Here is a 20917-nt window from a genome sequence, read left to right on the forward strand (position 1 = left end):
ATGTTGCTCAGGCTGCCGATGGCCGTGTTTTGATCAGCGAACAGCCTGCTAGCTCCGGGTGAGCCGTTCACCGCCGTAAAGGGTGGTTTCAGGGCCGGTAAGCGGCCTCGTTTGATCCACCCGCTGTATTCATGCGAGCGGCAAAGATCGGTGCCCGACCGAAGTCGACCCTGCCAAACGGCCGGTCGCGAAACAGATACCCGTAGTAGAAATTGCGCAGCCTGGCGTGGAAGGCACGCACTCGGTCCTGATATGCCAGCTGTGCGCGCACGTCGGTATCAGCCAGCCGGGTCAGCAAAGCCTGTACTCCCACCGAAGGCAGCACCCACCCAAGCATGCGCGCAGCGGCATCGCGGCGTTCCAACCCGCTTCGATAGGCGCGGACCTTGGTCGCGACGCTTTCGTCACCAAGCTGATGGAAGGCGAAATACCATTTGTAATGGAAGGCCGACCCGAGCGGAGCAGAGTCCGCCCATTCAGGATGACCGGCATAGAAGCGGCGCATCGTCGTTTCGCGAGGAATGTCCCAGGCGCGGTTGACCATCTCGCGCTGGGCAAGCGCGATCTCTGCGCCCTGACCGATCGGCACGGCGCGGTTGATTGCGACGTGCGCCAGTGTCGGCAGGACGAGCACCAGCACAAGCCAGCACGCTGCGAGCGTTGCAGCGTTTGCAACCGAGCTCCAGCGGAGTCTCGCGACCAATGCGGCGAGCGCCATCCAAAACAGGAGGTAAGCGAGGATTACGGAGAGAACCGCAAAGATCGCTGCGCCCCCGACACCAGACGCTACCGCGGCAACGAGGAAGGGCACGGCAGGCGCCGCCCATAGCAGCGCGATACGCAGCAGCATACGTCGACGCAGCAGCTTTGCGCCACCCCGCGGTAGAGCATCCAGCATCCGCAGCCGCCCAGCCTCGCGTTCTCCGGACGTCAGATCATGGAACAACGCCACCACGAATAACGGCGCGAGGAAGACGAGGACGAACGCAAAATCGAACCGGCCTGGCAAAGCGAGCTCAGGATTGAAGACGTCGCCGTCATAGATTTGTGCTTCCAATCCCAAAGCCCGGACGCGCAAAATATAGGGCGTGACGTCGCGCATCCCGATTGCGGCGAAGGCCAGCGGGGAGGGTGCGTCCCAGGTTGGGTGGAAGCTGTAATAGCCCGCACTGCCCCCGTCCTTGGTCCGATCGACATAGTCGGCAACGGCCGCGATATCTTCGGACTGCGCGGCCGGGATCGCGGCGATCGCGGTACGCTGCTGGGAAGTTTCCACCATGCCCGCGGTGACAGAAGCGGCAGTGAGTATGGCCAGCAGGATCAGTGCCGCGACGCTTAGTCGCGCACGGAGCAGCAGGCGCAGTTCATGCATCCACAGCGTCATTGACGGGCTCCTAGACGACGGGTCACCCGTGTGAGCAACAGTGTGGCTACCGCCAGCCACAGTCCCAGAATAATGATCCCGGGCAGCGCTGCGGTCGCGAGCGCCGCGGCGCTTGGCGCAACGAAGGCGAAATCAGGCATATGTTGCCAATTGTCCGCTGCGATCCGCTTGCGGCGATCGGCACCCGCATCCTCGGCTATATCGTCGGCGTAGCTGACGTTCTTCGCCTCCATCCGGTTGAGACGTTGCACAAGGGCGTAGCGATACGCCTCCGCCTGTTCGAGGAAGCGGCGATGTCCGGCAAAGTCGGTGTTCGCCGCGGCCATCGACAGCGCGCGGATCGCGATCGTCGGGCTTAGCACACCGATCGCATCGACCAACCGGTTCTGAGCGGTCTGTGCCGCGAAGCTGGCACCTGCATAGTGATCGAACAGACCGGACGTCAGCCGCTCCCCCTCCATCGCCAGCAATCCCTTGTAGTTCACCGGCAGATCCTCGACCCGGGTTACGCCGTAGCGTTGCAGGACCGACTGCTTGAAGGCTGCCAGATGCGGATCGTCGGGATTGTGACTGTCGCCCAGCTGGCGCAGGTCTCGCGCGATGGCGACATCGGTCTGAAGACGGTTCTGGAGCGGCACCGCGGCCCCCGCGATGTCGGGGGCGATGCGCGGCAGCAGCACGACCGCGCCCGTCCATATTGCCAGCAGTGCAAGGAGGGCATCGCGCCCGCGCCGAGCAAAGCCCGACGCTAGCAGGATCAGGACGACCCACAGGGCAAGATACAGCGCATAGCCAAGTCCGATGGCCGCCATTGGCAACGCTAGCGTGCCGGGTTGCGCGACGACTGCGACAAAACCTACCATCGCCGGCAATCCGACGATCACGGCCACGATCCCGAGCGCGGCAAGCTTGCCGCGCACCAGCTGTCCGCGCGAGACACCCTGCAGCATCAGTAATCGCAGTGTCCCTCGCTCGGTCTCGCGCGCCAGCACGCCGAAGCCCAGGAAGATCAGGAGTAACGGCGCTACAACCTGGAGGACGAAGGCGGGGGTGAGTTGCCCAAAACGGACCAGCAAGGAGCTTTGCCGCACGTCGCCAAAATTGGCGCTGTTCTGGCGGTGGCCTTCGAGGAACATGCTGTTGCCCGTAAAGGCGTCGACACCGGGATCGAACGCAGCCAACGCCCCGAGCGGGCGATAGATGAAGGTGCCGTAATGGACCATGCGGTGCGGGTGGCGATCAGGTTGAGCCTTGAACGCCGCAGCAGCCACCTGCTGATGCCGCGTGCGCAGCTCAGCGACGCCGCGTTGGTGCGACCATGAACTGAGTACAGCCGCCAGGGTCAGCAGGACGAGCAGAACAAGCGCGATCACCGCGACGCGGTTGCGTGCCATCAACCGAAGTTCGTCACGCGCAATCAGGTGAGTCGCACTCACGCCGCACGGGTCCCTACGCCGACTTGGAACCGCGCGTGCAGGGCGCGAATGTCGAACCGTTCGGACCCGGTGGCCGTGACATCCTCGACGATTCGGCCCTGTTCAAGGAAGGCGATCCGGTCGGCGACATCGGCGGCAGATAAGAGGTCGTGCGTTACCATGAGCACCGCGGTGCCACGGTCACGCACTTTCAGGAGAAGCGCGTTGAAGTCGGCGGTTGCGCGCGGGTCGAGACCAGAGGTCGGCTCATCAAGCAGTAGCACCGGCACTTCGCGCAGCAGCGCCACTGCAATCGCAACCTTCTGCCGCATACCCTTGGAAAAGCCGCCCAGCCGTTGGTCCCACGCCCGGTCCTGCAACCCGGCAGCAGCCAGCGCAGCGGTGATCGTTCCTCGGTCCTGACGTTGATCGGCGAGTGCCAACAGGTAATCGGCATTCTCAACGGCGCTCAGATGCTCGTAGAGCGCGACATTCTCGGGAAGATAGGCAATGCGTCGGCGTGCCGCGTCAGCGTCAGCACCTGGATCGATGCCGCAGACCGCGATCTGCCCCGCATCGGCGCGCACAAAGCCAAGCAGAGCGGACAAGGTGGTCGACTTGCCCGCTCCGTTGCCACCCAGCAACGCCGTGATGCTGCTGGCGGGAACAGTGAGCGATAGACCGTCGAGAACGCGATGGTCGCCGTAGGCAAGCGCCAGTTCGTGGATAGCGATAGGGTTACCGTTATTATCGGGCATAGGCCTCAATCTGCAAGCGACATGATATAGCGTATCATACGGCGTTGTTACCGCGTTGCAACATCGCATGGTGAGAAAGGGCGCTGGGAGCGCGCCACACGCGGGTCGGCGCTTCTAACGACTATCCCTTGTTGAACTATTCGTTCGACAGGTTCTTCATCGCTCTGGTGCCAGAACAAGTGGTTGTGGCCCTAGCTAGCCAGCAAGCGACTTCCGCACCTTTGGGAAGCGATATTGCGGTCACTCCTCACGGCGGACGGGATAGACGCGCACCTGACTGTTCGGTAGCCGCTCCGCGAACCAGGTCAGCCGTGCTTGCGGATCGGCAGCAAAAGCCGGATCGGCAGCGAGCTTCGCCTCGAATGCCGGACGCAGTGTTGGGTCGGCCGCGAGCATCGCTTCGGCCAGCGGCGCCGACACGAACGCTTCCGCCACTTGCGCTCCTGCCATTGCCTCGGGAAAGAAGCCCCAGGCAAGGAAGGAGTCCTGGCTTTCCGGTTCTAGCAGCGACGCGGCGAGCAGCCGATTGCGCCGCCTGCGAGCTGAAGCCGCAATGCACCATCGGTCCGAAGCGAGGTGTCACCCGGCTCGTTAGCGAGGAAGCCCGCGATACCGTGCGCGCCCTTGCCGGCACCGACGCCTATGTGCACGCACGGCGTCGAATACAGCGGATCGAGCGCGTGTTCGGCCACCTGAAACGCAACCTGGGAATACGAACGCTCAAGCTGCGAGGCCTGTCAGGAGCCGCCGAGGAGTTCACCATGGCCGCCGCGGCATACAACCTTCAGCTGCTCGCCCGGCAGGCTGCGCCGGCCTGATACGCGGCGTATCCTACCATGCCGGCGTCACCAGCCATCCGCCACGCCGATTTCGCGCAGGCCTTTTTCAACAGTCTCACCTGTTTATCGCACAGTCGTGATTGCGACTGGGTTTTTCAAATATTTGACCGCTGAACGGCGATAATGGGAAGGAAAGTGGAACGGCGACTTTCAGGAAAGCGGGTGGCAATAGCCGACATTGCTTAGCTGCCGCTTTTCTCAAACGGGATTGAGTTTGGAGAACACCTCGGCCGCTTCCGCGGCTGGCCGTAAAGCCCTATCACGGCTCGATGGACGTCGCCGGCTTTGACCTGAACCTGTTGAAGGCATTTGATGCCCTGTACGCCGAGCGCCACGTCACTCGTGCGGGCCAGCGCATCGGCCTGAGTCAATCGGCCATGAGCGGTGCGCTTACCCGACTTCGCGAGGTGTTCTCGGACGAACTGTTCGTACGATCGCCGACGGGGATGCAACCGACGCCGCGCGCCGATGACTTGGCCGGTCCGATCGCGGCGGCACTCCGCCTCATGCGATCGGTTCTTCAGGACGATAAGTTCGATCCGGCGACCGTCGATCACGTCGTCACGATCGCAATGACCGATTATGCCGCCTTTGTTCTGTTGCCGCCGCTGCTGGCGCGGCTAGCGGTCGCGGCGCCTCGTCTCGATGTGCGGGTGCGTGGCATCTTCGGCAAAGATGAAGTTGTCGACCTTCTTGACAGTGGCGAAGCGAACATGGCGATCAGCGTCCCGGTCGACGCCTCAGCTCGCATCCTCAAGCGCCTGCTGCTTCAGGAAGGATTCGCGTGCATCGCGCGGCCTGGGCACACGGCCTTTGCGAAAGGCGCGGGCGTCGAGGCCTTCGCGGCAGCCTCTCATTTGCTGGTGTCGCCGGAAGGTGATCGCACAGGTTTGGTGGACCGCAAGCTGGCCGCGCTCGGTCTCGAACGTCGCGTCGTGCTGAGCCTGCCGCAGTTCCTGGTCGCGCCGTTCGTAATTGCTGAGACGGATCTTGTCGCGACGGTCGCCGCTCGGGTCGCCCGGAGGTTCTCAGCGGCCAATCTCGGCGTCGCCGTGCACGAACCGCCGATCGCGCTGCCGGAGTGGCCGCTGGCGATGATGTGGCATCGTCGGGTCGACGATCATCCCGCCACGGTCTGGCTGCGCGATTGCATCGCCGAGATCGCCGCCTCGGCCTGATACCATCGGCCACGCTGATGTCGCCGTATCATTTCTCGCGATTTCACGCGGGCCGCCGTTCCGCTCTAGGTCGCTGCACAAAGGCGATGAGGTGGTGACATGCGGGTATTGGTAACGGGTGCGACGGGCTTGATCGGCGGCGCGGTCGCGCGTCGGCTAGCGTCCGCAGGACATGACGTCGTGGGCCTTACGCGTTCGGAGGCGAGCGCGGCCAAGCTGACCCAGCAAGGCTATCAGGCAATCCACGGCGACCTTGCCGACGCGGCCAGCGTCGCCCACGCCGCCGGGAGCGTCGATGCGGTCGTCCATGCTGCGTCGCCGAGCGATCAGAACACGGCGGCTTATGACGAGTGGGCGACACGCGCGATCATCGACGCGCTCCGCGGGACGTCCAAGCGCTTCATTTATACGAGTGGATGCCTGGTCTACGGCGCGACCGGCGACACGCCCGCGACCGAGAATAACGCGCTGCATCCCGTCGAGTTGGTGCGCTTTCGCCAGGCGCTGGAATCGGAAATCCTCGGCGCTGTGGCCGATGGCGTCCATCCGGTCGTGATCCGCCCGGCCTGGGTGTTTGGCGACCATGGCGGCACCGCGATGATGATGTACGCCTCCGCCAGGGAGCACGGCGCCGCGCGCTACGTCGGCGACGGCCAGAACCGCTGGACGTGCGTCCATGCCGACGACCTGGCCGACCTCTACCTGCTCGCGCTTGAGAAGGCACCGGCCGCGTCGATCTTCAACGGCGCCCACGGCCCGGCTATTCCGCTCGTCGAGATTGCCCGTGCCGCGAGCTATGGCGCTGGCGCCGGGGGACAGGTGGCGGAATGGCCGCTGGATGAGGCACGGCAGGCTCTTTGGGGCTTTGCGGACGCGATCGCGTGCGATCAACTGGTCTCGGGCGAACTGGCGGAACGTGAGCTTGGCTGGCGCCCGTCGCGGCACTCGATTATCGACGAACTGCGCTCCTACGCCGCAGCAGCCGCATAGCCCTGAACTCCAGCCTGTCCGCTGCCGCCAAACGTTGAAGGAGTGCTGGAATGCTGCACAGTATCGCTGTATGGCTGCTCGTTATCGCGTTAGTCGGCGCAGGGCTGTTTAATGCAATCGGTACACGCGCCACGCAGGATGACTTCGCCCGGTGGGGATACCCGCGTTGGTGGTGCCGCGTGACCGGGGGTGTCGAGATCGCGGCCGCAGCGCTGATTGCTTTTCCTGCCGGCCGGAGCATCGGAATGGCGCTTGGCGCGGTTATCATCGCGGTCGCTACCGTCACGATCGTGCGCCGTCGGGAGTTCTCGCATTTAGCACCGCTTGGCGTGTTTGCTGCCCTGCTCGTGAGCGCGGCGACAACGTCCTGATCCAACAATCCAGTGATCCATCGCGCCAAGGAGGCGACAGGACTCAAGCAAGCACCAAGACCGTCATCGTTTTTCACTCGGGCTATGGCCATACGAGGCGCATGGCCGAGGCCGTCGCAGACGGTGCCAGCGGCTCGCTGATCGCGATCGATGCACAGGGCAACATTCCGGAGGACGGTTGGAATACGCTCGATGCGGCCGACGCCATCATCTTCGGATCGCCTACCTACATGGGCGGCCCAAGCTGGCAGTTCAAAAGGTTTGCCGACACCTCGTCCAAGCCCTGGTTCGCCGAGGCATGGAAGGACAAGGTCTTCGGCGGCTTTACCAACAGCGCCAGCATGAATGGCGATAAGCTCAACACACTGCAATATTTCGTTCTGCTGGCCGGGCAGCATGGCGGTCTGTGGGTCAGCCTCGCAATGAAGCCGGCCAATTTGAAGGCGTCGAAGCGCGACGATCTCAACAGGATGGGCTTGTACATCGCGCCGATGGCGCAGTGCGACGCCGATGCAGCGGCTGACGAAATGTCGGCCGGCGACCTTGAGACGGGACGCCTCTACGGCCTCCGGGTCGCTGAGATCGCCGCCCGCCTCGCGATCGCGCCGACTGCCTGGACACAATGAATGTCAAGACGCGGAGCAGCGCGACATTCCCGCAAACGGAGGCCAGTCGGGGTAGCCAAGGGTGGCCAGCAGGGTCTCACGGCATCTTGTAAGGCGCTTTCCCAAATTTATCCCCGATTGCGCTTTCCCGAAATGAAGGGTGACGAAAAACGGGAAAGCGGCCTTGTCGCCAAACTCGCAAGTCACGGACGTCGCATATGTCCCGCCTCTTGCGATATCGGACGCGCTCACACCGCGATCGCTCTCATTCGCGATTTATGGTTGAGAAGACCATGAATGCCTTTCTAGGAAGAATGGCGACCGGCAATGAATCGGTCACCACATCTTCAAGCGGGCTGGAAAAGTTCGATAAGCATCTGCTCATTGTCATGGATGAAGGCGAAGTGGCTGCCGCCACTGTTGGGAACCTCGCGCGGCGGAGACACCACTTCGACGCCCTTCTGCTGCAACGCCGCAACCGTCGCATCGAGGTCCACGACTTCGATTGCGAAGTGATTGATACCGCCGATCCTCAGGTTCGTTTCGGCACGGCGCCTGTCCTCCGCCATGCGCGTCGCCTGCTCGTTCTGGAACAGCTCGATCTTGAGACTGCCTCGACCGATGAAGGCTGCCTGCACACCAGGCCATCCAAAAGTGTACAGACGCTCGAAACCGAGGTTGTCGACATACCAGGTCACGCTCGCTTCGACGCTTTCGACAACGATGCCAATGTGGTGGATTCCTGAAAGCGCAATCATTGAGGATTTTCCTGTCAGTATTGATTGGGGGATAGAAAGAGCGATGCCGTCAGCACCTCGCGCATGGTGCGCGGAGACCGACCGAGCAGCCGTTCCAAGCTCGGGTCAGTGGCGGCGAAGTCCCCGCGGCGGGCAGCCCGGAACGTCCCCAGCAGCATCTCGGCGTATATGGCGGGCATCCCGGCCGCGACCTTGCCGTTCCGCCACCCCTCGTCCGACACGATCGTATGTCGCACGTCACGGCCAAGCACTTCCGAAGCGATCGACGCCAACTCGGCCATGGTTATAGCCCTGCTGGCGGTGAGCGGAGGCGTGATGCCGTCCCACTGCCCGTCGCCCGCAAGGATCGCTGCATCCGCTTCCGCCAGATCGGCACGCGCCGTCCAGCTTACTGGCCCATCCTCGGGCGTTCACAGGTCGCCGGTCCGCAGGCTGTCCCCGATCATCTGCAAGCAGCTTTCGGCATAGAAGCCGTGGCGCAACGACGTGTAGGTCAACCCGCTTGCCGCAAGGTCCGCTTCGGTGCCGGCGTGCTGGTCGGCCGGCAGGAAGGGCGAAGCTGGCCGTGCACCCATATGGCTGGTGTAGAGGATACGGTGGACGCCGACATCCTGGGCAGTGTTGATCGCGGTTCGGTGGAGTTGCAGCGCCTCCTCGCCAAGCTTATCGGCCGACACGATCAGGACCTGACCGGCTCCTGCAAACGCCTTTCTCAAGCCGCCCGCGTCGGCGAAATCGCCTGTCCGAACGTCCACGCCGCGGGCGGCGAGACCCTTCGCCTTGTCTGCATCGCGGACGCTGGCAACGACTTCATTGGCAGGAAGGCGTTGTAGCAGGTCCTCGACGATGGCCCTTCCAAGCTTGCCGGTAGCCCCGGTAACGACAATCATGGCCAAATCCTTATCACTGGAAACAACATATAACTATCAGCGATATCTGAGCAGCGCAATCGTTGCTATCGATCGTGCCTGATCGATGTTATTCGGCACTATGACCATCGGATTTGAAGGCGAGGCGGGGGGAGGGGACCTTCGGGCTCGGGTGCTCGATGCGGCCTCCAGAATCATCGCTAGCGGCGGCATTGCCGCTTTGACCACGCGTGCCGTGGCATCGGCGGCATCGGTCCAGGCCCCCACGTTGTACCGCCTGTTCGGGGACAAGCGCGGACTGCTGAACGCGGTGGCGGAACATGGGCAGGCGGCGTTCATCGCGGGCAAGGCCGCGCTGCCGCCACATTCCGATCCGGTGCAGAACCTGGCGAACGCCTGGGACAGCTATGTCGCCTTCGGCCTTGCCCATCCGGCCGTGTTCGCGATCATGAACGAGGTGGGGGCGCCGGCCTCTGGATCACCGGCCATGCTTGCTGGCATCGCAATCCTGCGCGAGCGGGTGGAGCGTATCGCGCGAGCAGGCCGGTTGCGAATGCCTGTAGAGCGCGCGGTGGCGTTGATCCATGCTGCCGGGGTCGGCGCGGTGACGACCTTGCTTGCCCTCCCCGAGGATGAGCGCGACCCGCAGCTGTCGCCTACGACCCGGGATGCCGTACTCGCATCTATCGTGACGAGCTTGCCCACGCAGGACCATGCCGATCTGGCATCATTAGCGGTCGGACTGCGGGCTCACCTTGATACCGCCAAGGGGCTGACACCGGGCGAACGCCTGTTGCTGTGTGAATTGCTGGATCGCCTCGCCTAAGCGAGTGAGGTTGCAAGGGCGCCTGCCAAAGGCGTGTCGCAAGAATACTGAGTTTCGGACATCTCGAATGTTCCCACTTTTGAACACTGGCATGTGGTAAACTGCGAGAGGATCTTTCGGGGCGAGCTGCCCGATAGGCGCCTTTCCAAACGATTGATCCCTATAACGCATTAGCCGTCCCTGTGGGCACGGCCGCGTGTATGACGCTCACGACCGGGATGAAGCATGGGCGGCGGTGGTAGACATTATAGCCGGCTCGGTATGGGCAGAGCCCGCGTACGCTCCTGCTGAGCTACGAACTCTATGCCTTTGCCGCTCGCCATCCGCAGTCGCTGTGGTCTTACAGCAGTGGATGAACAACAGCCGGGCAGCATTAGAAGTTTTCTTCAATCCGTTGACGGCGCGCGCACTCGATGCGCAGGACGAAGGAATCGGCATCTATGACGCGATCGACTGGCGTCCGTTAGAGCGCGATGCAGTCAGGATCATTGTCGAGCGTTTGACCGGTATCTGAGCTGCCTCCGATGATGCTGATCGGGGCGTCGGCGCGTTAGCGGGATCGGTCGATATCTTCCCGGTTGGGCGTCGACAAGCCGTGAGAACGGGCCAAGTAAAACCCGAGCGTTGCCGAAGCTCCACTCGGGGTGAAACTCAGACGTAATTGGCCGAAACGCCTCGCAACAAGTGTTCAAGGTCACGCTCCCCGTCACGCGTCTGAGCGCCCGCCGCGAGCTGCTTCATCATAAGCTGACCGACACTTGGACTAAAAACTAGGTTCATCCAGTTCTCACTTTCCCGCTCGAACCCGTCGTCGGGATCGCTGTATGGCACGGCCCGCTTTGCGGCAGCAATGACGCCATCAGGAAGCGCTGCGATATTTGCAGCGATGCGAGCAACGAAGCTGTCCAAGTCAGCAGCAGGAAGGGCGCGGTTGATCCAGCCATATCGTTCGGCCAACTTGGCATCAAACAAGTCGGCACCCAGTATCGCCTCAAGTGCTCTGCCTCGTGTCATACGCTGGCTTAGATATTGTGTAGCGCCACCCCCCGGTATGATGCCCATCAGCGCCTCGCATTGCGCTAGACCAGCCTGCCCCTCGGCGGCGAACGCCATGTCGACAGCTGCAACGAACTCCGCACCGCCCCCGCGTGCGAGACCGGCAAGTTTGACGATCGTAACTTGCGGCTGAGCACGTAGAGCCTCTGCGAAAGCCTGAAATGGGTTCAGGCCTGTAGGAACGTTACGTTGCAACTCTTGCAAGGCTTGAGGCTGCTCCCCCAGCGTCATGTCGACATGAGCCAGAAAGAACTCTGGATCCGCGCTTTCGAAAACGATTACCCGGATTTCTGGATCGTCGTGCACCGAGGTGAGGAAGCGACGCACCTCACTCATCAGGCCTACATCAAGAACATTGATCGGTGGGTTATCGATGGTGACGGTAGCGACCCGATCTTGCTGGGTGATACGCAACTTTGTGTAAGATAGCTCGGTCATGTGGTTCCTTTGGAAATGTGACAGCGAGCCGTTTGCCCGATGCCTCACTACAAGGTATCCATCTCATACCTGACATCAATTACGCACATAGGGCATCCCTGGTATGTTTGAGGATACCGCAGTTTTCGACAATTACTTCGTTTTCCGATCTGACTGCCCGAGTAGAGTCATCATCGACCAAATTGCCGACAAATGGTCGATGATGGTGCTCGCGGTTCTGCTTGGCGAGCCGCATCGTTTTAATGCCATAAAGCGGAGGCTCGACGGTGTGACGCAGCGGGTGCTTACCCACACATTGCGTAAGCTCGAACGCAACGGCCTAATCTCCCGCACCATAATCAATGGCCGAGTGTTAGGTGTGGAATATGCACTAACCCCGCTGGGCCGGTCATTGAACGGGCCGTTCACATCCTTGCTAAAATGGACCACAGAAAGCATGTCGGCGATACGTGAGCAACAAGAGGCCTACGATGCTCGCATCGAAAGCTAAGTATTCCTTGTTTACGAGCAATCCCTACACGAAAGACGTAGCTATATTGTGCTGCTGACAATAGCATTGAACGCACACACATAGCGATTATCTATTCAACGGTTGTCAAAACTTTTCAGCAGCGACCGCCTGGGTTTGATCCCGCGGTTTGATACAACGACGCTCGAAGGGATCAGGCAGCTCCTATTCATCAAACTGCAGGACTGTCGTAACAGCCTCTAAGCCGGGGGCTGCCGCAATACATCGTTCTCCGCCAGGACCTTGAGAGCGCGCAGCCATTCCTCATGTGCCGTCAGCAATCTTGTGCGGGTCCGGTGCCCGATAATCCACAACAACAGGCCCCGCTGTGATTCCTCGGTCACCACATGGCATCCGTTAGACGTCGGCTCGATGTACCATGCGTGCGCGCCGCTAGTGCCCGCCGGCCCGTTGGCCGACCATACTAGCAGGCGGAATGGCTCATATCTTACGATCTCCGGCTCAAAGTAAAAGCCCAAGGTTTTAAAGCGAAATTGAGACGTCGCCCCCAGTAGCGGCCCATCGCGCAAAACCGACACGTCCGAGCAATGGCAATACCAGTTTGGCCATCGCCTGCAGTCGATCAGCATCTTCCAAACGATTTCAGGAGGGGCAGCAATATCCATAGTGTTCTGGGCAAAAACGCGCGCCGAAGCGGGCTCGTGTTCCTTGGGCCAATCGATTCTGCGGTCGGGCACCAACCTGGCGGGCGATGTCTGGTCAGGCAGCATGTCAATAACTCCATTGCATGGAGAGTTTGACGACTTGTTCCCTAAGAGTCAAAGAGTCAGTACGTGGCCCACCGCGCCAACCGGCGGATGCGCTGCATGTACCGCTCTCTCGATACCAACCCATCGGCGCTTTGGAGCAAACCCTTTGCTGCGGCGACGATCGTGTCAGCAACAGCGTCGGCATCCGTCGCCCTGCCGCCCGCTACCAGAGCTTCAACGATGCACGCTTCGAAGGCGGCGTCGGCAACAGCAGCAGTCGGCCCGATCAGGCGGTGTGTGGCGTCGATCAGTTCGGCGCCATGGGGGCTCTCCTTTAGTAACGCGAGAGTACGTCCGAATTTAGCGTCCAGCAGCTCGATCACGGCAACCTCAAGCGAGTGCTGTTCATCAAGCACCTTGCGGGACGCCTGTAGCGTACCTGCATTCATTTCATCGACGACTGCTCGCAGGACCTCATCCTTGTTCGTGAAATAATGATAGATCGCTGTTCGCGATACTCCCGCCCCTGAAGCGATGTCGGCAAGGCTGGTCCGCTGAAAACCGAAACGCAGAAATGCCGCTCTCGCGCCGGCTAGGATGCGGCTTCGACGGTCACTCATGTTATCGTTCATACCAGCAAGTCCTGTCGTTTCTCCATCGGTCCTGACACGCTTCATGGCCTCCGTGCTAGCCTGCTACGCCGAAGCTCCGGCCCTTGACGCAATGGCGTTGCGGCATCACGCGTGTCCCCCGACGATGCCGCGGTGGCCTACCGACCAGCATCTTCCCGCGCGTCGTAGGCAGCTTGCGAGGCGGCAATGCCGCGAAGATTCTCGAAAGCCCAATCCCCAAGTATTTGGACTGGCCCCGCGAGCGAACGGCCAATTTCCGTCAGTTCATAGTCAACACGTGGCGGGATCGACGGCGTCACGGTCCTCGTCACCAGACCGTCACGTTCCATGTTCCGCAGAGTCAGGGTGAGCATTCGCTGCGAGATGCCGTCGATCCCGCGTTTGAGTTCATTGAACCGATATCCTCGGTCGCGCAGCATAACGATGATCAGGACGGCCCATTTGTCGCCAATGCGCGTGAGCACCTGCGTGACCTTGAGGCAGGTGGCGGGTTCACGCCGTGTGGCGCTCTCTTCGACAGCGACGTCAGTCACAATTTTGTGCCTTCGGTATCAAATTTGTGCGTTCTTGCGGGGGGATTGAGGCAGGCACATACCATAACCGACGCAACAATCGGAACCTTATCCATGAAAATTCTCCACGTCGACAGCAGCATCACCGGCGCTCGCTCGGTATCGCGCGAGCTATCCGCGCTTATCGTCGCGCAACTCGGGGGAAGCGACCAACACCAGGTAACCTATCGCGACCTCGTCGCGGAGGATTTGCCGCACTTCACCGCGGTGACCGCGCCTTCGGCACACCCGCTCTCAAATACCGTATCAATGCTCGACCAGGCGCAGCAGACTCAACGTGACGAGAGCGACGTTGTTCTGCAGGAGTTCATCGACGCGGATACGGTCGTGATCGGCGTACCAATGTACAACTTCACGTTTTCGTCCGAGCTGAAAGCGTGGCTTGACCGGATCGTCATTCCCGGCACGACCTTCAAGCCCGGTCCGAACGGCCCCGAAGGCCTGGCAGGTGGCAAGCGCGTCATCCTCGCGATCGCTCGCGGCGGATACTATGGTGAAGAGGGCGCGTTCAAGGCCGCCGAGCATGCGGAATCTCTCCTGCGGGCTATCTTAGGCTTCATTGGCGTTCGAGACATAGAGGCAGTCATCGCCGAAGGCCTAAATGACCCCGCTGCTCGCCCAAAGGCGATTGCGTCGGCGCGAAATGCCGTGGAGCATCTCGCAGCCTGACGTCAACAAGCCCGGCCGCGGTGGGTTCGGCCGGGCTAATTCCACGTCATCAGGCGAACCGTGATGCCACTCCATCGACTGCCTATCGACTTCATGTCACATGGCGATACTGCAGACAGGCGTCGACGAAGTCGTCAACGCCCAGCCGCCGCTCAATCTCAAGTGGCTCCGACCTTACTTAACTGCTTGAAGATGAAGCCCGGAGCGAGACGGCTCGCTATTTTCAGGACGTTGCTTTGGCCAGGCCGAACCTCATCGCGCCCTGCCTCGATCCCAGAGATTATGTGCCGCACGAGCACGTCCACGGGCATCCCGCTCTGGCCTGGCATATGCTGCTTGAACTCCGACGCGAAAAGAGGCGTCTCCGTGAGTGGCGGCGCTACTTCCACTACCCTGACCGGCGTATTGCGGAGCTGCTCGCGCAAGCACCGTGTATAGGCATGAAGCCCAGCCTTGGCGGCAGAATAGATAGGCGAGATCGTGAACGGTACGAATGCTAGCCCGGACGAGACGTTGACGATCATCGGGTTGGATCGCGTGCGCAAGTGCGGCAGGAATTGCTGTACCATTCGGATCGGACCACTCAGGTCAATATCTACCTCTTGAGTTACGTCCGTCAGAGGCCGGTCGTCACCGAGCCGTAAGGCGCGCATGATGCCGGCGTTGTTAATCAAGACGTCTAGCGCCGGAAAGCGCGTAGTCAGCGTCTGGTATAGGTCAAGAATACTATTCTCATTGGCCACATCGCTTTTCGAAGCATGCAGACCAGGGTGGCGAAGTCTGGCGGCCTCGAGAGCCGATTCACTGCGTCCAGTGACGATCACGACATTGCCTCGCGCAAGCAAAGCTCCCGCTAACTCCAATCCAATCCCGCTACTTCCACCGGTAATCAGCACCGTTCGACCCGTCAGTTTCATTGCGTTGTTCCGCCATCATGTTTGCCGAGGGGGGTAATGCAGTTTATGGTTACGCTCGGGAAGAAGGCACCTTTTTCTGCCATACTTACCTTTAGGAAACTGTCAGTGACGATCACCGCCAAATTCACCGCAGACGAGATCGCGACCGCCGAACGCTACGTGGCAACGACACCTCCTGCAGATATCGATCCGCGAATTGAGGCCTTGGTGACCGAACTGATCGGGCGCGTGGCAGACAAGTGGACGATGATGGTAGTTGAAGCGTTGACCGAGAGCGGCACGCTACGGTTCAGCCGGCTGGCCGAGGCGATCGGCGGCATCAGCCAGAAAATGCTGACACAAACGCTGAGAGCCATGGAACGCGACGGACTGGTCAATCGCACCGTGTACCCGGTCGTCCCTCCCAAGGTGGAGTATCGACTGACACAGCTGGGGCTGACCCTTGGTGCGGCGTTCTGCGGGGTCTGGATCTGGGCCAGCGATAATCTGGTAGAAGTTGAAAAGGCGCGAGCAGCCTTCGATCAGCACGCATTAAATGGGTAGCACGGGATACCGCTTCAGGCGCTTTGGCTGAAGCGGTATCCTATCATCGTCGATCAGCGGACACTTTCCGGACTAAGGTTGAGCGTGGCGGGATACCCAACCTCCTCGATTCCCTTGCCTTGCGCAGCGAGCAGCTTCTTCGTTAGCGTCAAATACCGGCTGCGCGTGCGTTCCTTGAGGATAGACGGAATGGGCAGGAACGGCGATGCTACACTCCTAGCGAGGTGCGGTTGGTAGCTGCTCGGCAACGTAACCATCTGGACGGATAAGGACGGCTTGCGTTTGTTCGTGGGACGCTTGCGACTTAGGGGTTCGGGCGGTGACATAACGCACGGCCCCAGCTTGCAGCCATCCGGGCAAAGCTACCTGCGCGCTGTCTCCAAAAGATAGGTGCAACCATGTCCCCCCAGCTAGCAGCGCGTAAATCCGTGTTGTCGTTTCATCCGGCAGTACAATGTTACGATCTGCCACCCGTTCGCCTGCGCCGGGCGTATCCCCGAATAGTCCCCCACTCGGGTAGCGTAGGTCAAAGCCGGAAAGGACGCCCGCCAGTCGGCGGTTGATTTCCGGTACTTTCAGCAGGTCGGACATCTCAGCGCGTAGCGCCAGATGCCCGGCATCAAATCGGGTCATCAAGGCGCCTTGAGCCTCAGTATTGCGGGCGAGCTGCGCGCCAACCGGCCTGCGCTCCGCTTCGTAGCTATCAAGCAAAGAAGGGGGTGCCCTGTCATTCAGCACTGCGGCCAACTTCCACCCCAGGTTCATGGCGTCCTGCAAGCCGACGTTCATCCCTTGTCCGCCCGCCGGGAAGTGAAGATGCGCGGCATCGCCCACGAGGAAAAGGCGGCCCTCGCGATAGCGCGCAGCAAGACGGGTCTCGTCCCCAAACCGGGTAAGCCAAGTCGGGTCACTAAAGTGAACATCCTCGTCGAGGATATGCCGTGTGGAAGCCGACAGTTCCTCTAGCGTCAGCGGTTCACCGACAGCTACGTGGGTGCGCTGCGGATCGACAACGATCACGCGCATCGTGCCACCGTTCCCGACTGGCACGATCGTCACGGCGCCACGCGCGTTGGTCACCATTCGTACGGGTGGTCCGTCCAGTCCGCGCAGTGATACATCGCCCATCATAATACTCAGCGTGGCGGGGTGGCCTTCGAACGCAATGCCAGCCGTCTGCCGTACGATACTGCGACGCGCATCGGCGCCCACCACTGCTCGGGCGTGAAAGGAGGCTTCGCTATCTTCGTGTTGCGCGAACACCCCATAGCCCTCCGTCTCGCTACCAGTGATTCGTGTCACTTCATGTCCCCGCAGGACGATCACACCCAACTCGCGGGCATGTTCCTCAATAAGCGCCTCGGTCTGACTCTGCGGCAGCAACAGCGTAAAAGGGTAACGCGTGTCGAAGGCGGAGAAGTCCAGCCGAGTGTCCAAGGCCGCATAATGCCCCGTGGAGATCGCCTGCCCTTTAGCAAGGAAGCGCTCGGCAAGCCCTCGCATCGCGAACATTTCGAGCGTGCGGCCGTGCATCGTGAGCGCTCGAGACTGCGCCATAGAGACGTCGCGTCGTTCGAGCAAAATGACTGTGAGGCCGGCAAGCTTCAACTCGCAGGCAGCCCATAACCCAACGGGCCCGCCGCCAACAACAATCACGTCTGCATTAATCATTTCGGAGTCCAATCTAACGTTGTTAGAGAGTCTAACCGTGTTAGAGAGTCAAGATGGCGATTGATAAAAATGTGGTGATCCAAACGGCGCTGGTATTGCTCGATGAAGTCGGCAGCGACGGATTGACAATGCGGGCGTTGGCCAAAGCGCTGAACGTGCAGGCGCCGACGCTTTACTGGCACTTCCCCTCCAAGCAGGACCTGCTCGAGCAAATGGCAGACGCGCTGATCGCGCCGGTGTTGAGAAACGTAAATGTTAATGCCGCGCCAGACGATGTGCTCCGCTCGCTCGCGGGGGCATTACGTGCGGCACTCCTGTCGAGACGGGATGGTGCGCGCATATATGCGGGCACCTACGTCATGGGCGACAACGTGCTCGGTGTCGCCGAAATCGCGCTTGGCGCACTGCTTCGAAAGGGGATTGATGCATGCGAAGCAACCGATGCCATGTTCAACCTCGTCTACTACGTGCTTGGTTTCACAATCGAGGAGCAAGGTTTTGACAGACGGTGGAGTGAAAAGTCTGAAGGATCTTCTGTACGTCGCCAGTTCCTCGGCGCTACCGAAGGTCGCTTTCCTAACCTCTCGAGGAACCTGGACGCCATCCTGACAAATAGCTTTGACAATCGGTTTGCATCGGGACTTACCGCTCTCCTGTATACACATCCATTCAGGTAATGGGGACTTCATTCCCAAAACCGGTTTCGCGCATCATTTCCAACATGATTTACATTCGGCACGGTTGTACGGCCTATAGTTTTAAACAATGATCAAGAGCGGGAAGCCTACTCTCAGGATCAAAGCTAGCTTGGAAACGGCAAACAACTCCGACCAATGCGAGCTGCCCCCGCAGTAAGCCGCTTTACCAAAAACCGTTCCCAAGACATTTTCCGAAATGGCGTCATCTCGACAGAGTTATGGTAATGACAGGTCATTCTTGGGTGACGCAAAACACATGATTGTCGACAGGCGGCAGTCAGGCGACCGGGGCTGCCCCAACCTATGCGCCGGCAGATGCGACAAACCCTGTCGCTTTGTCTGACTGTGCGGAAACCAAAATCTAGAGGTTTTCCGTCACCCACCAAAACGGGCGAGACGTCACACTGATCGTCAATTTGGGTATACCCTGAGTGGGCAGGGGCTTTGGTACACGAAACCCGTTCAATCAGGGTCGGTAGCAGCTAAAATGGACACCTCATTATAAGGGTCTAGAGGCTGCCTGAACACATTAGCGATGCGCTACTGACTCAGCCGCCCGGATCGCTGCGTCAGCCCCTGCCTGTAGACGGCGATCACGAGCAATCTTGGCGAGCAGCGTTCGACTGCACCCAGTCGCATCCATTATATCGCGCCAGCTTCGGCCATCGCGGAGAAGACTCGAGATCGCCGCGTTGCGGGTCTTGTTCTCGGGGCGTCCCTTATAAAGGCCCGCTGCCTTGGCTTTCGCAGTGCCTTCGGCCTGTCGACGACGGCGATCCTCATAGTCCTTCCGGGCAACCGCGGCGAGTACGTCCAGCATCATGGCGTTGATCGCTGCGAACATTCGGCCGGTGAACTCATCGATCGGTGCCGTCAGGATCCAGGACGTCGGCAGGTCGAGCGCGACGATCCTGACCTGCTTGGTGTCGAGCAGATTGCGCAGCTTGATCCAGTCCGGTGAGGTCAGGCGAGAAAGCCGATCAACCTGCTCTACCAGGAGCACGTCTCCCGGCTCGCAATCCGATAGCAGGCGGAACAGCTCGGGCCGGTGAAGCTTGGCACCACTTTCGTTTTCGACATAACGGGCCGCAATCCTAAGCCCGTGCTCCGTCGCAAACACGTCGAGGGCACTCCTGGCGCGCGACGCGTCTTGTTCGGAGGTAGATGCGCGAAGATAGGCTCGGATGAACATGCCGCAGTCTGGTATATGTGGTACTTATTAGTCCAGTCCTTTTTACGCATTCAGGGCGGTAATAAAGTACCAGCGATTGAGGGGTCTGCGAAAGGCATGCTCAAATCGTACCGGCAGCATCTCGATCATTCGCACGACTGTCGAAGCGGAAGGGCAGGGGAGGGGAGGGGCCTCGACCAGGATCGATGGTGCCTTACTCTTGGTTCATTGAGGTCGACCCACCGGAGCAGCCTTGGCTTTCTCATAACTCCATCTCGACGGCGCAATGTTGAGAAAATGATTTTGGGAACGGATTTTGAGAAAAGCTCCGTACATAAGGAGCGGGGCCGACCAAAAGACGTCAGCTATCTCACTGGCGGTTCGATTCCGCGAAGGCTCACGTCATCTTCACCGCGGTTCTCAATCGAGACGGTGCCTCTTTCAATGAGTAAGTTGTGTTTGCGTGCGCCTAAGCAAAAATCGCTTTAGGCTCGCTGGGTCGTTCGTAAACAAAGCGTCAACGCCGCGGGTTAGGTAATCGCGCCAGCCCTGTTCATCGTCCACAACGTCTGAAAAGACTAGGATACCGGCACGGCGTAAGCGTGCGACCTGTTCAGCATCGGCATCTTGCAGCCTCAGCAACATGCAAGAGGAATGATGCCTGCGCGCCAATTTCAGATAGTCGCTTTTGGCCTGCCACGGCGTCAGGAGACAGGTGCGGACATGCGGATCGATCCTATGCATCGCGTCGATCGTGCGATAATCTGATGACTGTAGAACAAAACGACGCTCAAGGCCGTATTTGCGAATCGCGGCAGCGACCAGCTGTGCGAAGGCGACTGGATCAACCTCGCCTTCTCCGATCCCCGGCATCTTCGTTTCACCAAAAAACAACACCTTCTTGAGCGCGTACCGCGCGAGCAAGGTGTCCAGCGCAGGCATATGGGCGCCGAGAACCGCCTTTTGGCTAGGATAGATGTCGCGGTGCTTGGCACCACAATCGAACTTCAATAAAACCTTGAGACTGGTTCCGCGTACCGATCCTAGACTACCCACATAAGCGGGATCAGCGGCGCAGAACGATGCGTTTACGGTGCCATCATGCGTAACAATCAGCTGATCGTCTGCCGTGACTTGCATGTCGAACTCGATCATGTCGATGCCCAAGCTGATCGCATTGTCGAAAGCGGGAAATGTGTTTTCCGGCAACAATGCGGCCCCTCCCCGATGCGCAATGATCAGAGGGCGTTCCAAAGCGATAGCCGACGACGGGAGCGAGGCCCACAAAAGCGCCGCGCCTGCCGCAGAGAGCGCTTGGGTTACGGTTAACACAGCCCTT

25 protein-coding genes and 1 pseudogene are annotated in these 20917 nt (G+C 60.3%); 11 read left to right on the top strand and 15 right to left on the bottom strand.

The features are described 5' to 3' along the window. Positions 1–88: 88 nt before the first annotated feature. The 4 genes from H8S47_RS06845 to H8S47_RS06860 all read right to left on the bottom strand — a co-directional run bounded on the left by H8S47_RS06845 (position 89) and on the right by H8S47_RS06860 (position 4007). Positions 89–1384: a DUF3526 domain-containing protein gene (locus H8S47_RS06845; protein ID WP_187503159.1), complete on the bottom strand. Its 1296-nt coding sequence runs from the start codon at positions 1382–1384 to the stop codon at positions 89–91. Next, positions 1381–2820, bottom strand: a complete 1440-nt coding sequence (locus tag H8S47_RS06850) for an ABC transporter permease (protein ID WP_187503160.1) — start codon at positions 2818–2820, stop codon at positions 1381–1383. The genes H8S47_RS06845 and H8S47_RS06850 overlap by 4 nt, the downstream gene beginning before the upstream one ends. Next, a complete protein-coding gene (locus tag H8S47_RS06855) occupies positions 2817–3557 on the bottom strand; it encodes an ABC transporter ATP-binding protein (protein WP_187503161.1) in 741 nt (246 codons plus the stop codon). Before H8S47_RS06855 ends, H8S47_RS06850 begins: the two co-directional genes overlap by 4 nt. 240 nt (positions 3558–3797) lie before the next feature. After that, positions 3798–4007 carry a hypothetical protein gene (locus tag H8S47_RS06860; RefSeq protein WP_214654989.1) on the bottom strand — a complete coding sequence of 70 codons (210 nt, stop codon included), beginning with the start codon at positions 4005–4007 and terminating at the stop codon, positions 3798–3800. A 65-nt stretch (positions 4008–4072) separates the two neighbouring features. On the opposite strand from H8S47_RS06860, the pseudogene H8S47_RS06865 reads away from it, so the two are divergent. From H8S47_RS06865 to H8S47_RS06885, 5 genes and pseudogenes are all read left to right on the top strand, one after another. Further along, a pseudogene (locus H8S47_RS06865) lies at positions 4073–4375 on the top strand (transposase); the annotation flags it as partial. A 290-nt stretch (positions 4376–4665) separates the two neighbouring features. Further along, positions 4666–5574 (top strand): LysR family transcriptional regulator, encoded by a 909-nt coding sequence (locus tag H8S47_RS06870; RefSeq protein WP_187503162.1) that lies wholly within the window; start codon positions 4666–4668, stop codon positions 5572–5574. A gap of 99 nt (positions 5575–5673) precedes the next feature. Beyond that, positions 5674–6564: an SDR family NAD(P)-dependent oxidoreductase gene (locus tag H8S47_RS06875; protein ID WP_187503163.1), complete on the top strand. Its 891-nt coding sequence runs from the start codon at positions 5674–5676 to the stop codon at positions 6562–6564. Between the two features lie 50 nt (positions 6565–6614). Continuing rightward, positions 6615–6935 carry a DoxX family protein gene (locus H8S47_RS06880; protein WP_187503164.1) on the top strand — a complete coding sequence of 107 codons (321 nt, stop codon included), beginning with the start codon at positions 6615–6617 and terminating at the stop codon, positions 6933–6935. 65 nt (positions 6936–7000) lie between these two features. After that, positions 7001–7561, top strand: coding sequence for a flavodoxin family protein (locus H8S47_RS06885; RefSeq protein ID WP_328805451.1), 561 nt, complete (start codon positions 7001–7003; stop codon positions 7559–7561). A 326-nt stretch (positions 7562–7887) separates the two neighbouring features. Here H8S47_RS06885 and H8S47_RS06890 read toward each other — a convergent pair whose 3' ends face one another. From H8S47_RS06890 to H8S47_RS18655, 3 genes are all read right to left on the bottom strand, one after another. After that, positions 7888–8298, bottom strand: coding sequence for a VOC family protein (locus H8S47_RS06890; protein ID WP_187503166.1), 411 nt, complete (start codon positions 8296–8298; stop codon positions 7888–7890). Between the two features lie 14 nt (positions 8299–8312). Then, positions 8313–8579 carry a Rossmann-fold NAD(P)-binding domain-containing protein gene (locus H8S47_RS18650; RefSeq protein ID WP_214654983.1) on the bottom strand — a complete coding sequence of 89 codons (267 nt, stop codon included), beginning with the start codon at positions 8577–8579 and terminating at the stop codon, positions 8313–8315. 129 nt (positions 8580–8708) lie between these two features. Then, entirely contained in the window at positions 8709–9188 is a 480-nt protein-coding gene (locus tag H8S47_RS18655) for an NAD(P)H-binding protein (RefSeq protein WP_214654984.1), read from the bottom strand. A gap of 100 nt (positions 9189–9288) precedes the next feature. Here H8S47_RS18655 and H8S47_RS06900 point away from each other — a divergent pair, with 100 nt between their 5' ends. Beyond that, entirely contained in the window at positions 9289–9993 is a 705-nt protein-coding gene (locus H8S47_RS06900; RefSeq protein WP_187503167.1) for a TetR/AcrR family transcriptional regulator, read from the top strand. 352 nt (positions 9994–10345) lie between these two features. Further along, positions 10346–10507, top strand: coding sequence for an adenine nucleotide alpha hydrolase family protein (locus tag H8S47_RS06905; RefSeq protein WP_187503168.1), 162 nt, complete (start codon positions 10346–10348; stop codon positions 10505–10507). A 137-nt stretch (positions 10508–10644) separates the two neighbouring features. On the opposite strand, the gene H8S47_RS06910 is transcribed toward H8S47_RS06905, so the two are convergent. Beyond that, entirely contained in the window at positions 10645–11487 is an 843-nt protein-coding gene (locus H8S47_RS06910) for an enoyl-CoA hydratase/isomerase family protein (RefSeq protein ID WP_187503169.1), read from the bottom strand. 103 nt (positions 11488–11590) lie between these two features. Here H8S47_RS06910 and H8S47_RS06915 point away from each other — a divergent pair, with 103 nt between their 5' ends. Continuing rightward, the gene (locus H8S47_RS06915; protein WP_187503170.1) at positions 11591–11977 is read left to right on the top strand and encodes a winged helix-turn-helix transcriptional regulator; all 387 of its coding nucleotides are present in this window, start codon (positions 11591–11593) and stop codon (positions 11975–11977) included. A 218-nt stretch (positions 11978–12195) separates the two neighbouring features. Here the strand turns inward: H8S47_RS06915 and H8S47_RS06920 are convergent, their stop codons facing one another. The 3 genes from H8S47_RS06920 to H8S47_RS06930 form a co-directional block, all read right to left on the bottom strand. Next, positions 12196–12726, bottom strand: a complete 531-nt coding sequence (locus H8S47_RS06920; RefSeq protein WP_187503171.1) for an SRPBCC domain-containing protein — start codon at positions 12724–12726, stop codon at positions 12196–12198. A 56-nt stretch (positions 12727–12782) separates the two neighbouring features. After that, positions 12783–13337, bottom strand: coding sequence for a TetR/AcrR family transcriptional regulator (locus H8S47_RS06925; RefSeq protein ID WP_187503172.1), 555 nt, complete (start codon positions 13335–13337; stop codon positions 12783–12785). A gap of 137 nt (positions 13338–13474) precedes the next feature. Next, positions 13475–13870 (bottom strand): winged helix-turn-helix transcriptional regulator, encoded by a 396-nt coding sequence (locus tag H8S47_RS06930; RefSeq protein ID WP_187503173.1) that lies wholly within the window; start codon positions 13868–13870, stop codon positions 13475–13477. 93 nt (positions 13871–13963) lie between these two features. Here H8S47_RS06930 and H8S47_RS06935 point away from each other — a divergent pair, with 93 nt between their 5' ends. Continuing rightward, a complete protein-coding gene (locus H8S47_RS06935; RefSeq protein WP_187503174.1) occupies positions 13964–14578 on the top strand; it encodes an FMN-dependent NADH-azoreductase in 615 nt (204 codons plus the stop codon). 158 nt (positions 14579–14736) lie between these two features. Here the strand turns inward: H8S47_RS06935 and H8S47_RS06940 are convergent, their stop codons facing one another. Then, complete coding sequence (locus tag H8S47_RS06940) at positions 14737–15495, bottom strand: SDR family oxidoreductase (RefSeq protein WP_187503175.1); 759 nt, start codon at positions 15493–15495, stop codon at positions 14737–14739. A gap of 99 nt (positions 15496–15594) precedes the next feature. Here H8S47_RS06940 and H8S47_RS06945 point away from each other — a divergent pair, with 99 nt between their 5' ends. Further along, the gene (locus H8S47_RS06945; protein WP_235982670.1) at positions 15595–16038 is read left to right on the top strand and encodes a winged helix-turn-helix transcriptional regulator; all 444 of its coding nucleotides are present in this window, start codon (positions 15595–15597) and stop codon (positions 16036–16038) included. Between the two features lie 216 nt (positions 16039–16254). Here H8S47_RS06945 and H8S47_RS06950 read toward each other — a convergent pair whose 3' ends face one another. After that, on the bottom strand, positions 16255–17709 hold the full coding sequence (locus tag H8S47_RS06950; RefSeq protein WP_187503176.1) for an FAD-dependent oxidoreductase: 1455 nt from the start codon (positions 17707–17709) through the stop codon (positions 16255–16257). A gap of 53 nt (positions 17710–17762) precedes the next feature. On the opposite strand from H8S47_RS06950, the gene H8S47_RS06955 reads away from it, so the two are divergent. Continuing rightward, a complete protein-coding gene (locus tag H8S47_RS06955) occupies positions 17763–18386 on the top strand; it encodes a TetR/AcrR family transcriptional regulator C-terminal domain-containing protein (RefSeq protein WP_187503177.1) in 624 nt (207 codons plus the stop codon). A 550-nt stretch (positions 18387–18936) separates the two neighbouring features. Here the strand turns inward: H8S47_RS06955 and H8S47_RS06960 are convergent. Next, on the bottom strand, positions 18937–19599 hold the full coding sequence (locus H8S47_RS06960) for a recombinase family protein (protein WP_187503178.1): 663 nt from the start codon (positions 19597–19599) through the stop codon (positions 18937–18939). A 420-nt stretch (positions 19600–20019) separates the two neighbouring features. Further along, positions 20020–20910: a glycerophosphodiester phosphodiesterase family protein gene (locus tag H8S47_RS06965; RefSeq protein ID WP_187503179.1), complete on the bottom strand. Its 891-nt coding sequence runs from the start codon at positions 20908–20910 to the stop codon at positions 20020–20022. Positions 20911–20917 lie beyond the last annotated feature (7 nt).

Origin of the sequence: Sphingomonas albertensis (genome assembly GCF_014358075.1) — a bacterium.
GTDB lineage: Bacteria > Pseudomonadota > Alphaproteobacteria > Sphingomonadales > Sphingomonadaceae > Sphingomonas > Sphingomonas albertensis.